The 12,057-nt window shown below is 50.9% G+C and carries 10 protein-coding genes and 9 tRNA genes; all 19 read right to left on the reverse strand.

The window, feature by feature from the left end; all coding sequences use genetic code 11:
- Nucleotides 1-195: 195 nt before the first annotated feature.
- The 19 genes from DFP98_RS22270 to DFP98_RS22355 all read right to left on the reverse strand — a co-directional run bounded on the left by DFP98_RS22270 (nt 196) and on the right by DFP98_RS22355 (nt 12,038).
- Nucleotides 196-981, reverse strand: coding sequence for a nucleotidyltransferase domain-containing protein (locus DFP98_RS22270; protein WP_116062821.1), 786 nt, complete (start codon nt 979-981; stop codon nt 196-198).
- A 319-nt stretch (nt 982-1,300) separates the two neighbouring features.
- Complete coding sequence (locus tag DFP98_RS22275) at nt 1,301-1,762, reverse strand: DIP1984 family protein (RefSeq protein WP_116062822.1); 462 nt, start codon at nt 1,760-1,762, stop codon at nt 1,301-1,303.
- A 32-nt stretch (nt 1,763-1,794) separates the two neighbouring features.
- On the reverse strand, nt 1,795-3,288 hold the full coding sequence (locus tag DFP98_RS22280) for a TROVE domain-containing protein (RefSeq protein ID WP_116062823.1): 1,494 nt from the start codon (nt 3,286-3,288) through the stop codon (nt 1,795-1,797).
- A 331-nt stretch (nt 3,289-3,619) separates the two neighbouring features.
- Nucleotides 3,620-3,684: transfer RNA gene (locus DFP98_RS39205), tRNA-OTHER, on the reverse strand.
- Between the two features lie 190 nt (nt 3,685-3,874).
- A complete protein-coding gene (locus DFP98_RS22290; RefSeq protein WP_116062825.1) occupies nt 3,875-5,098 on the reverse strand; it encodes a stalk domain-containing protein in 1,224 nt (407 codons plus the stop codon).
- A gap of 660 nt (nt 5,099-5,758) precedes the next feature.
- Nucleotides 5,759-6,319 (reverse strand): ribonuclease H-like YkuK family protein, encoded by a 561-nt coding sequence (locus DFP98_RS22295; RefSeq protein ID WP_246016642.1) that lies wholly within the window; start codon nt 6,317-6,319, stop codon nt 5,759-5,761.
- Between the two features lie 250 nt (nt 6,320-6,569).
- Nucleotides 6,570-6,644: transfer RNA gene (locus DFP98_RS22300), tRNA-Trp, on the reverse strand.
- A gap of 1 nt (nt 6,645) precedes the next feature.
- Nucleotides 6,646-6,720: transfer RNA gene (locus tag DFP98_RS22305), tRNA-Asn, on the reverse strand.
- Nucleotides 6,721-6,725: 5 nt separating this feature from the next.
- Nucleotides 6,726-6,802 (reverse strand) — tRNA-Glu (locus DFP98_RS22310).
- A 6-nt stretch (nt 6,803-6,808) separates the two neighbouring features.
- Nucleotides 6,809-6,886, reverse strand: a tRNA-Pro gene (locus tag DFP98_RS22315).
- Between the two features lie 3 nt (nt 6,887-6,889).
- A tRNA-Asp gene (locus DFP98_RS22320) sits at nt 6,890-6,964 on the reverse strand.
- Nucleotides 6,965-6,968: 4 nt separating this feature from the next.
- Nucleotides 6,969-7,045: transfer RNA gene (locus tag DFP98_RS22325), tRNA-Glu, on the reverse strand.
- 82 nt (nt 7,046-7,127) lie between these two features.
- Nucleotides 7,128-7,201, reverse strand: a tRNA-Gln gene (locus tag DFP98_RS22330).
- Between the two features lie 4 nt (nt 7,202-7,205).
- Nucleotides 7,206-7,280: transfer RNA gene (locus DFP98_RS22335), tRNA-His, on the reverse strand.
- A 429-nt stretch (nt 7,281-7,709) separates the two neighbouring features.
- Nucleotides 7,710-7,877 carry a hypothetical protein gene (locus tag DFP98_RS39210; RefSeq protein WP_181917862.1) on the reverse strand — a complete coding sequence of 56 codons (168 nt, stop codon included), beginning with the start codon at nt 7,875-7,877 and terminating at the stop codon, nt 7,710-7,712.
- 385 nt (nt 7,878-8,262) lie between these two features.
- Nucleotides 8,263-9,090: a sugar phosphate isomerase/epimerase family protein gene (locus DFP98_RS22340; RefSeq protein WP_116062827.1), complete on the reverse strand. Its 828-nt coding sequence runs from the start codon at nt 9,088-9,090 to the stop codon at nt 8,263-8,265.
- A gap of 29 nt (nt 9,091-9,119) precedes the next feature.
- Entirely contained in the window at nt 9,120-10,085 is a 966-nt protein-coding gene (locus DFP98_RS22345) for a Gfo/Idh/MocA family protein (protein ID WP_246016648.1), read from the reverse strand.
- Between the two features lie 178 nt (nt 10,086-10,263).
- On the reverse strand, nt 10,264-11,058 hold the full coding sequence (locus tag DFP98_RS22350; RefSeq protein ID WP_246016643.1) for a helix-turn-helix domain-containing protein: 795 nt from the start codon (nt 11,056-11,058) through the stop codon (nt 10,264-10,266).
- 119 nt (nt 11,059-11,177) lie between these two features.
- Nucleotides 11,178-12,038, reverse strand: coding sequence for a carbohydrate ABC transporter permease (locus DFP98_RS22355; protein ID WP_371822787.1), 861 nt, complete (start codon nt 12,036-12,038; stop codon nt 11,178-11,180).
- Between the last annotated feature and the right edge of the window lie 19 nt (nt 12,039-12,057).

The raw sequence follows: 12,057 nt of genomic DNA on the forward strand, positions 1-12,057 counted from the left end.
ATTGAAGAGCCGAGCCATTGCATTCCGAAAGGGATGATTTTGCCGACTTCAGACAGGTTGTTTTGAGTTGCTTGGATCGATAGGATTTGTATAGGTAAGCAACTCAAAGCCAAAACTCGCGGCAAAACCATTCCCTTTCTCCATTCCATTGGCTACTCTCTGCCCTTTCCGTGGTTCAACCTAGATCGTTTCCTCTTAATATGACCAGTTGTCTACTAAAGCCGAGCGAAACAAATCGTCCAGCTGCTCTCCCAACCTCGCGTCGGCCGTTTTCATCTCGATCGCCGAATTTTCCAGCTCATGCAATCTTTTTTCCAAGTAATCGTTAATCGGGGCAAGCTTAGGCTCGATGTCCAGTTCGTCGCCCGACTTTTTGCGCGCCAGCAGCTCCGCCACTGTCTCTCCCAAGCTTCCCGATCGCGGAATTAGCCGCTCTACCAGCGTATCGAACTCTATGGGCGGCATCCCGCCGTAACGCTCGATCCATTCGCATGCCAGAACGGGTCGCAGAACATAGAAATATTTCTTGATCCGCACGCGCTCTCCCTGCAAATAATCCCGATAGTTGCCCCGCGCCATGTTGAGATAGTGGTACATGCAGGATTTCGGGGAAAAAGCCAGCGGAGAAATACGACGAAGCTGACTCGCAACTACGGATTTCTCGGCATAGCGGATCGGCGATTGCAGCCATTCGAGCAGCGGCGGGTTCGATTTGCGATACAGGTTCAGCGCCTTGCGCAAATCCCAGCCGCTGATGTCGAGCTTGTCGCTGATCGGGCGTTCGATAACGTCCCTCCGGTCGAAGATCGACAAGTACCACTCCGGCTTGCGGACGTAGATGAATCGCACATCGTAATCGCTATCCCGGGAAGGAAAGCCCCACGCCCGGCTGCCCGATTCGCAGGCGTACAGAATGCGAACTTGCTCCTCGCTCTCCAGACGCTCCAATTGCTCGGTTATCGTATGACGTATGGCTTCCATTTGTATCACCTCTATAAAAACGAATCGTTTATGAAATATCAATCGGAGCGGATTAGCCGCATTCCCCTTCCCCACCCTCGTCTCTCTCAGGGCGTGTCTGCAAATCTGCTGGCCTCGGAGCATGCAGACACGCCCTAGCAAATCAGCGCGCGGTCGTCACATTAAACGGTACGCATTACTTCCATGCTTAGGCGCATTCTTGTTACATTTCTGGGCTCATTCATGAAAAGATAGACATGGCCCCGCGTCTACTCAAGGAGGTCCAACTTGCCCGTTGGCGGGTTGCGCTCGCCTTCGCCGGGAGAGACTACCTTCGCGGCTATTCCTCGAGCAGATCGGTCCGCCAGTTCAGCTCCTGAATGCGAAAATCATATTCACGGTAGGCTTTCGACAGGGCGTCGACCTTAGTCTGGATCTGAACGACGTCGATTGTCCGCTCGTATTTCACTTCGGAGCGGCTGAAGCGATCCTGCTTGATCGAAGCCTGCTCAAGCACATCCCCCAACAGCTTGCGATGCTGCATGATTCGATCTCTTTCCGCCAAGGCGTCCGAAATGCTCAATCCCTCGGCGAAAGAAACCGTTGCGTTTGTCCGATTGATTTTACGAATCCATGCGGTTTGTTCGTCCAGCGTTTGCTCCAACTCTCGAAGCAGGGATGACGGATCTTCCGCAGGAAGCTCTCCCTCTTGAACCTTTACGACTCTCTCCAGTCGCTGTCTCAGCTGCGCAATCTTCTTCTGGGTATCGGCGCGCAGGACGAGCGCTTCCGCTAATTTCATATCGTACAGTTCCCCTCTCAAAATGTCGTTTTCTACAGCTCTATCTTCTCGACGGTCTCCACTAGCGAATCGTAGCCCTTCGCGGTCTGAGCGATGTAGCTCAGCACCGTATCGCTCCAACCGTAGATGTAGTACGTATTCGGATCTTGCGGCGGAACCATTGCGCTGCGGTAAGGCGAGATGTCGATGATGAACGCCTTCACCTGCGGGTTCACCTTGGCGCGATAGTTCGCCAGCTCCCGATAGAACATGCTGCCGCTGTTTTGTTGTTCGTCGGTGATGATGACGATCTGATCGACCTTATGCCGTTCGGATAGCAGCTTGCGGACCGGAGCTCCGGTATCCGTGCCGCCGCGCGTCTGAATCCGATCCGCCTGCGATAGAATGCTGTCCCGGCGCGACGGGTAAGCATCCTCCGCCTCCGTGTCGAACAACCAGAACAGAGAGTTACCCTGCGTTTTCTTGTACAAAGCCAGCGCGAACACCGAGCCGGTCTGCAAATATTCGCCATCCATCGATCCCGAGATGTCGAGGAAGATCGCCGTGCGGTCTTCCAGGTCGGGCAGGTTGGCGAACGTAAGCTCCACCGCATCACGCAGCGCGTCTCGCAGCTCCGGATGCTTCACTTGACGGAACGCTTTCGCGAACCGGAAAGGCAAAATCTTGGCCTTGCTCAAGGCGACCGGATCGGTCAGTCGAGCAATTGCGGCATCAAGGTTGCGGCGGTCTTCCAGCACACCTTCGCGTTCCAGCGTGCTCAAGTGACGAAGCAAAGCAAAGGTAGGCATTTGGCCAAGCAGCGCCTCCCAGATCGCCTTCGTCGGCTTCACTGCACCGGTCACAACTTCGTGCGGCAGCTTGCCATTTTCAATCCAGTGCAGCCGTTCCTGCTCCGTCGCCGCCCGCTTCAGCTGCTCCAACGCCCCGACTTGCGGAAGGAGAGTCAGATTCGCCTCCTGGCCCCGCAAATAACGGAACAATGCTTGCTGTTTCAGGTCCGCAGGCTTCGGATGAGCGGTTGCGATCGCGTCGCCCAAGCTGTAGCCCCGACCTCTACCGTTGTATTTGATCGCCCAATATTCGGACACTCCCGCCAGAAACCGGCTCACTTGACGTTTAACCGCCCGGCCGCCTTCGCCTCTGCCCATTCCCTTCAGAATCGTCAGAAAATCGGACAAATCGGAAGGAATCCGCACAACTTGCGGGAACGCTTTGGCAAACAAATCCGGACGATACTGCGATAGAATCGCCAGACCGTACAGCGGCTGAAGCCGCATGTAGCCTTCGTTGCGGGCATAGACGAGCGCCTGTGCCATGAATTGCGGACGATTCTGCGCCATTTCGCGGTGGAGCTCGTCGGCTTCGTCCAGCAGCGTCTGCTGATCCGCGTAAAACGTATTGCCGAACGTGTTGGTCACCAGCGTCTGCACGTACTGCTCTTCAATGGAGCGAGCATATGCCGGATAGCCTTCTCTATTGCTTATTGTAGGTCGGATGACCGAAAACAGCTTTTTTGCGAAGCTCATTACAATTACCTCCTTAATTGTAGGAACCGGCGAGGAAAGGGCGGAGAAGGTTGACTGCAGGACTCGAACCTGCCGTAAAGCCCGGGTAAATCAATTGGGTGCGCTAAGTGGCGAAGTAGCCCTCCCCGGCGCCTCGCCGGTCATATGTGATTTTAGTAGAGCGAGGAAAAGTTCCAGAAGGCTTAACGGAGAAGCTGATTTTGCTCCTTCCGCCCTTTTCTTGGACGAAGTAGCCCTCTTGAGCGCCTCGCTCTATGTTGCGTGTTATTGCGGCCGTTGAGGAAAAAGGCGGAAAGGTACGTGCTGCTCTACCTACTGAGCTATCCCGCCATGACGGGAGTTGGATTCGAACCAACGACATGCCGATTAAAAGTCGAAGTAACCCTTCCATGCGCCTCAACTGCGCTTTGTTGATTAGCCGTGCTTGCGGCCGTTGTTTCATGCTCTTATCTTCGCGCATTTCCGGTTGAACGAACATGGCGGAAGTATGACGACGGGGAGATTTGTTGGGGAAAATAACAAAAAAAGCATCCTTTCGTTCGCGTAGAAAACGAAAGAACACTTTTATATCATCCATCAGCCCCGACTATTTGGCTCCCGCTTCTCTCAAGACGTTCGCGAGCTCTTGCATCGTATTGCTTAAGGCAAGCTCAAGCAATCGATCTTTCTGGGCTTGGGTGAGCGGATCAAGATTTGTTTTGTAGTTAACGATAAGCAAGTTAAGGTTTTGCATATTCTCAAGACTTGGATTCCAACTGGTGATTTCATATGCCGATACAATCAATTTTTGTTTGCGTTGAGGGTCCCGCTCAAAACCGTAAGCATGAAAATAAATATTTTTTTCCGTGTCGTCCAGATAAACCAGCTTTACCGTCTCCCCGTTGGGGTCTGCTCCATGACTAAGCAACCATTCCAAGTTCTGTGTATTACGGGAAGCTAGAGCCTCGTACACATCCAAAGGAACGATTTCAAAACCATGCTCATAAAGAAGCTGCGCCACTTCGCCGGAAGGCGGGGTCGTTACCTCAGGCGGAATTCTCGCTGTAGCACTTTCTTGCTGCAGATTCCACTTGCCCAACGCACTGCCAATATAAGAAAGTCCATGCTCAAGTTTAGGGGCGCTTTCTTTTGTCACCTTTCCCTTCTCAAGCATCAATCGTACAATTTCAGTTTGTTTATATTTGACGGCCGCATCAAAATAATTAGCTGGTTCCAAAATATTGTCGATCACATCTAATGCGATATTTACGATTTCAATATTTGGAGTTTCATTCTGTATACTGTACATAAGTGCAAAGGATGGATTTGCTCCAAGCCGAATAAGCTCTTTCACTTCCTCCGCATCTTCCTTATCTACTGCATCTTCCACAAGTGGAATCCAATCGTAAAGCTTCAATTCTACTTTATCCTTATTCCAAACGATCCCTAATCCAGAAACATGATCGAGAACCTCTATCGGAATATAAAATTGCCCGTTGATCGTAGTTGCCGGATGGCTCAGACGCACAACCTCATCGTTAGCCTTTATTATTTTTGACCCCAATGAAAGAACAATCGGATAGTAATCTTTTTTAATCGTTAGCCTCTTATTGTCTAATTTGATCGGAAGTTTCATTTGCCTAAGAACGGAAAGCGGAATGTACACCACGTCATTTTGAAGAAGCGGCTTCGGATTGATTTCTGTTTTCTTACCATTAATAAATAATACGACGGGTTCAGGTTTCTGGCTCTCTTTCTTAGCAGGAGCCGCTGTTGCAAAGCCTGGGATGAGTAACAATACAGTTAGGAACAAGAGGAAGGTTCGTTTCAATAGGAGTAACTCCCTGCGATTAAGATAAACACGATTGACGTTAGCATTTCTTAAGTAGAGACCAAATGCTATATTTCCCAATTGATTCTATCACCAACTTGATTATTGGTAAATCTAAAACAGTCAAACGAGGCTTTCTCACAGCAGGTTGATTGAAATGGTCGATGACAAAAGGGAGACGTACCTTCTGGAGACTTATGATTGACCCACAATGGTTCCAATCGACACACATGAGTTTACGCAGGGAGTTAGTCGGAAAATCGTACAAAGCAGCTCGAATCAGGCTTAAACGGTGGACGTTTGTTCGAAGAATCGTACAAAACTGCTCTGCTCAGGCTCAAACAACGGACATTTGTAGGGAAAATCGTATAAATCGACCAAGATCAGGGATTGTATGTCACTAAACGTCTTCGATGGTGATACGAATAAAATCTGGGAATTATCTGGAAGGTATTGTGGGTCATGATTAGTCCGGAGAATGCCTCATACGCTCCTGAAACCGCCTTATCACGGTTTTACCCATTCAGGTTTCAGGTGCGTATAGCATCGGAGGAGGAAGGTACATCCCCTTTCACTTTGCTCATAGATTATCTTTCACTGTAACTTGGTTGGCTTATGGGACAGCCCCATCGCCCTGATCGGTTAATAGGGACAACTTCATTATGTTACTGCCGATTTCTTTTCCCGGTAGGGGGTTTTCGTATAGCGATTCGATATGGAAGAAGCCGCGATCGCTTCCGGTTTCACCCGAGCCGACAATCCCATCGCTTCGATCCGTCCAACCAGCTCCGCCACAAGTGTTGAGGTCCGATTGCGCTTGGCGTCCGTGCCCGCGTCGATGTCGATGAACAGCTTCAATTCGGCGCCTTGGTACACGTAAGGAAGCAAAATATCCTCCAACTCGGCGCGTTTACTTTCATCGAAATACGAAGCAGTCTCCTGGCTGAACGTCGTCTCCAGGCTGAGCTTTTCCTGGAGTGAGCGGATTTCACGGGGCAGAATGATCTGCCGGTAGCAAAACCATGCTCCTCTGCCCGGCCGGAATACAACGACGGACGTCACGAATTTCGTATGTCCGGCGTGAACCTGCGCATCCGTGCCAACCATCAGTTGGTAAGCAGCGCGAGGGTCAACCAGCATAAAACTGCGAATGCGTGCAAAAACCTCGTCCATCGTCAATCCTCTCTCGGAGACGTTTCGGAAGGTTTGCTCGTGGATCATAGGGATTTGTCTTCTCTGCATAGGGGTCACCTGTAACGCAAGGTCGGCTTCTTCCTTTCTAGTAAGGTAGTTCAAAAAGTCCGCTTTTGATCAAGAAGCATTTTCAGGTAGTAGACTCGACGTCGAATCTTGAACTCAGCCGGACCTTCCGGTACTCATGTAGGTTCTCCTACACTAGTTCCTAGCTTCATCCAACCTTCTTGGTGCTGAAAATCGAACTTTTTGAACTTTTATTAAAATAGTAGAATTTTGGCGGGGGCAGCAGGAGTCGAACCTGCATATGCGGTTTTGGAGACCGGTGTTCTTCCGATTGAACTATACCCCCGTGGCAGGGTTGGCAGGGCTCGAACCTGCGACCGTCCGATTAACAGTCGGGCGCTCTACCGCTGAGCTACAGCCCTGTAGCTGGAGACGTGGACGGGACTCGAACCCGCACATCCGGGCGTGAAAAGCCCGTGTGTTATTCCTTTTCACCACCACGTCATATGATGGTCGGAACGGCAGGATTCGAACCTGCGGCCTCTTGCTTCCAAGGCAAGCGCTCTAGCCAAGCTGAGCTACATCCCGATATGGCGGCCCCAAGGAGGATCGAACTCCTGACTTCCGCGCTGACAACGCGGCGTTCTTCCACTGAACTATGAGACCGTATTGGAGGCGTGGACGGGACTCGAACCCGCACATCCGGACGTGAAAGGCCCGTGTGTTATTCCTTTTCACCACCACGCCGTGGAGGACAGGAGCGGATTTCCCCCGCCGATCTGTCAGCCGCCGAATTGCGGCAGCCTATCTGATAACGCCTATCCATGTATGGATGCCCGGGCAGGATTCGAACCTGCGATGGATGAGTCAAAGTCATCTGCCTTGCCGCTTGGCTACCGAGCAATGTTGGGGAGACTAACCAGACTCGAACTGGTACTAACGGACTCACAAACCGCCGCGTTCGCCCTTTCGCCATAGTCTCCAAAATAAAAAGCTACCCGTGACCGCCCCCCATTTTCCCCGTCAAAACAAGGATAGAAGGATTCGGAACCCGGATAGCTCAATTCGCACAGCGAGCATGCTCTCGCCTAGGAGAAGGGATGGCAACTCTGTCGGTAACCCGGCCATCGTTGCCCGCTTCTCGCGAATCGGCTATCCTGTATCTCGATCGGATGATCCTGCTGACGCCAATTCCGTTCATACGGATGTAAGTTGTTTTTCATGGTGCTCGCCTCTCTTCTAAAGTGGATTTTTACTGCGATATGTACTTTGTTAGGGATCAGGCATAGACGTTTTCCGTCAAAAAAAAGACCCCTGTCGCCGCCGTCTTCCTCTATGGTTGCTCCATAGAAAAAGACTGCCGGCCTCGGCAGTCTCTACAAGTACGCGAACTATGCGATTACGAGCGGAGTCAGGCTGTGGAATACAACCGACGAACCGCAACGAATCTGCTGCGCCTGTAAAGATAGCCTATCGAATATGGAATGAAGGAAACATGCGTCTCGTGCCACGGCTGGCTCATCTGTTCCTCATGAATAACCGGATTGTTCGCCCAATCGAGTCGATTTAACTTATGCATGCTCCCTCACTCCTTTCTCGTATAATTGATATTGCTGGTAATCCTAACATCTCAGCTTTAACCATGTCAACCATTAATTTCATGAAATACAGAGGAAAATGTGCGGAAAGGTAATCACCACACCACCGTTGCAGCTTCCTGTGAAGGTGGCGGATTGGATTCGAACCAATTTTGAGCCACCGAAGTAACCCTTCCAAGCGCCTCTGTTACCGGGAAACCGTCGACCGTGCGGCCTCGGCTTCACAACCTGATTTTCGCCGATAATCGGATCCACGAACAGGGCGAAAGTATGGCAACGGATAAAATTTCCTCAAAAGAATGAACCTTGCCCGAATTGATGTCCCTTACGGTCTCGCAGGCCGTTACACGAGCTACCCCGAGCCAATTAGCCGCCATTAATAATCGCTTCCAACTGATTAGCCGTATCGTACACCGCTTGGTAAGCGTTTGAAGGATACGGGCTGATTTCCGCCGTTAATGTATCGGTGTAGCCGATCTCCTTAAGCGCGGCGATCACTCCCGGCCAATTCACATCGCCTGCCATCAAAGGCACGAAACCGCTGAAATTGCCTGCCGAGGTTTTGAAGTCTTTCACATGAATTTTGGCTATACGGCTGCCCAGAATACGAATCCACTGCTCGGGATAGCCATATAACAGAATATTGCCGACATCGAAATAAACGCCAACGTTTGGAGAATCCAACTCGTCCACGTATCGCTTCATTTCCAGAGGAGAGAGCAAAAACTTGTTCCACACGTTTTCGATTCCGATTTTGACGCCGCGACGCTCGGCCTCTGGAAGCAGCAGCTCCAGTTCGCGTTGGCTGTTTGTATAGCAATCATCGTAGGAGGAGTTTTCATTAACTGTACCAGGTACGACGAGAACGGTATCGGCTCCGATTAGTTCGGCAATTTCAAGCTGCTTGTGCACGATCTCGCGGCCGCGCTTTCTCTCATCGGCATCCGAAGAAGAAAGAGGAGCGCCCCACAGCAAGCCGGTTGAAATACTGCGCAGCTTCAAGCCATGCTCGGCTGCCTGCTTGGCAATCGTATTCGCCTCAGCTGCCGTTGTATCCATCGTAAATCCGGCGGGCGCGCCTGAAGCATACAGATTAAGCTCTACGGCATCCAGCCCCGCTTGCTGACTAACCGAGAATACCTTGTCCAAAGCTGTGCCCTCTGGAAAGCACCATTGATTTACACTTTTCAACATACCCGTTTCACCTTCCTCCGCCTCAAATATTATTCTCCTACAGCAACAACGCCTTGTTTCTCCGCCGCCTCATTAAAAGCCAACGTCGCCGCCAATGTGGCCGCCGCCTCTGCGTAACTGCCCAGAACAAGCTCCTGCCGCCCGGAACGAATGGCCTCGACGAATGCGCTATTTTGCGCAGCATAGAAATCGGTCGTACATGTTTCCGTGATATTCTGGTGAGCATCGCGAATCGTAAGAGAATGGCCGTCAATCGACAGATAGAAATCCGGACCGTAAATCTCGATATCACCGCGGCCGTGGTAGTCGGATACACAGCTATTCACGAACGAACCTACAGCGCCCGATTTCAGTCGAAACGAAACAACGCCCACATCGGGGATCGTAGCGTCAGGATCTATATTTCGAATGCTGCGCTGCGCATAAACCGCCTGGACTTGATCGAACTCGCCGACCAAATAACGAACAAGATCCACCTGGTGCGTAGACTGCTCCACCATTTGTCCGCCCGACTGATCCATCTGCGCAAACCATTTGGTCGGAGGAAGACCGCCAATGCGATAAGCGACAACCATGTTAATCGGTTTATTCGTCAAGTAAGCTTTCGCCTTCTGCACATTGTCCAAATAACGCAAGCAGTAGCCGGAGCTGTTAATGATGCCGGCCTCGCTAATTTTGCGGCCGATACGGTTTACAGTGTCCATATCGAGGCCGACCGGCTTCTCGGACAACAGATGAATGCCTCTCTCAGCTGCCATCGTCTCCGTATCCCCTCTAGTGAACGGCGGCGTACAAACATAAAGCGCATCCACTTTGCCCGAATCCAGCAGCGCCATCTCGCTCGCAAATACTTCCGCGCCGAACTTATCGCCAATTTGCTTGGCTCGCTCGCCATTAATATCATAGACAGCTGCCAATACGGCCGTTTCGATATTTTGCAACGTATTCATATGATGCTCTGCCATGCCGCCGACGCCGATAAATCCGATTCTCACTTTGTCCAAGATCGCAGCCTCCTTGTATTTCGTGCACACGTCAAGAATAGTAGATCGAGCCATAAAAGTATTCATCGAAATCGAAACGGAATTTACGCAAAAAAGACACCCTCAGGTGTCGGAGAATGTACTAGGTTGTTTGGGGCTGCTTGGATCGATAGGACCTTCAGAGTGGGCTTTAATCATTCATGTGAAGCTGCCTCTTCCTCCATCGCGATGGAGAGATGCCTTCCGCTTCTTTAAACCATTGGGAAAAAGAATGCAGCCTGCTAAATCCGATCTGCTCGGCAATTTCATTCAAATCCTTGTCGGTGGCGCTAAGCAGCCATTTCGCTTCCTGCATGCGGCATTGCTGCTGATATTGTTTTGGACTTAAGCGGTAAATCTTCTCGAACGTGCGACGAAAACCGACAGCAGACAAGCCGGTCATGGCGGCCAAATCAGCTACTTTCGGCTGTTGACGCAAATTTTCGCGCAAAAAATCGGCCGCTTTCGTAATGGTCATCGCCTGCGAATCGGCTTGGGAATGCTCGTACAAATAGAGCAGCAGCATCTCCGCCCATACCGCGTATGTTTTGTCTTTCTCCTTCAACGGATAGTTTTGTATATAGATCCACTCGCGTAACAGCTTCGCGAAGCGATCCCGATCCAAGCGAGACAAAGCATAAATTTGCGGCTCTTTACCGCTTGGAGTCAGCTTATTCGCAATCGCGGCGAGCGATAGGGACATGTGCTGCAAATGGATCACGCCAAGTCGAATTTTGGATATCGCGCCGAAACGATGCGGAATCCCTGGAGGAATAACAATGACATGCCCGACTTCTATACCCATTTTTCTAGCCGTCCATTCGAATATTCCTCTGCCTTCCAGCACGATCTCTATCTCCAGCGTTGCATTCCGATGAAAGCCGGGGTCTTCCCAGTCCTCATCATATGTGCCTATGCCGCTAAAAATAGTAAATCTCTCGTCCACCGCCAGTCCTCCCCCCCGAAAAACCGGAAAAACCGACACCCTCCCTAGGGCGTGTATACATACACGCCCTAACGTGAAAACGAGGTGTCGGCTTTATAGCCCCTCTCTTGCCATTCAGTTTATTCCTTCACGCTTCCGAGCACAATCCCCTGTACAAAATATCTTTGCAAAAACGGATAGACGAGCAGGATCGGAAAAGTGCCTACGAAAATCTGCGCGGCTTTGGCCGTTCGATCGGATACTTGAGACATCACGAGTGCGTCCTGCCCGGTTATTTTAGTTAAGTCGATTCCTTTAATTATCCTTTGGAGATAGCTGGCAAGCGGATACTGATCCGGCGTATTCATTAAGATCAATCCGTCAAACCAAGAGTTCCAATGCCCGACGATCGTGAACAAGCCAATCGTGGCCATCGCCGGCAGAGAGATTGGCACGAATATTTTCCACAACGTGGTCCAATAGCCCGCGCCATCGATGAAGGACGATTCCTCGAGCTCCTTCGGCAAGCCGCGGAAGAAATTCAATAACAGAATGACGTTGAACACCGGAATCGCGCCCGGCAGCACTAAAGCCCATATGCTGTTCAGTATGCCGACATACTTAATCGTCATGTACCACGGGATCAGTCCGCCGCCGAACAGGATCGTAAAGATGAAGAACCAGGCATACATCGTTCTGAACTTCAAATCTTTACTTTCCTTCGATAGCGGGTAGGCAATCACAATCGTCAAAAACATGTTGATGATCGTCCCCAGGATAACCCGCTGTCCCGTGACAAGCATGGAACGGAGAAACTCGGGTTTGGCCAGTATAAATTCATACGATTTCGTGGTGAAGTCAACCGGCCATAGCTTAACGAAACCGGCGGCAGCCGCGCTGCTGGAGCTGAAGGAAATCGCCAATACATGCAGTAACGGAAACAAGCAGGCAAACCCCAATAAAAACAGCACCGTATAGTTAAAAGTCGCAAACACTCTCAAAGCGCCACACACTCCTTTT

Source organism: Cohnella phaseoli, assembly GCF_003386235.1.
Classification (GTDB): domain Bacteria; phylum Bacillota; class Bacilli; order Paenibacillales; family Paenibacillaceae; genus Cohnella; species Cohnella phaseoli.

Bases quoted from the DNA above. Each gene is read 5' to 3' on its own strand.
- DFP98_RS22270 (WP_116062821.1), bottom strand. From the start codon at position 981: ATGGAAGCCATACGTCATACGATAACCGAGCAATTGGAGCGTCTGGAG.
- DFP98_RS22275 (WP_116062822.1), bottom strand. From the start codon at position 1,762: ATGAAATTAGCGGAAGCGCTCGTCCTGCGCGCCGATACCCAGAAGAAG.
- DFP98_RS22280 (WP_116062823.1), bottom strand. From the start codon at position 3,288: ATGAGCTTCGCAAAAAAGCTGTTTTCGGTCATCCGACCTACAATAAGC.
- DFP98_RS22295 (WP_246016642.1), bottom strand. From the start codon at position 6,319: ATGATCCACGAGCAAACCTTCCGAAACGTCTCCGAGAGAGGATTGACG.
- DFP98_RS39210 (WP_181917862.1), bottom strand. From the start codon at position 7,877: ATGCATAAGTTAAATCGACTCGATTGGGCGAACAATCCGGTTATTCAT.
- DFP98_RS22340 (WP_116062827.1), bottom strand. From the start codon at position 9,090: ATGTTGAAAAGTGTAAATCAATGGTGCTTTCCAGAGGGCACAGCTTTG.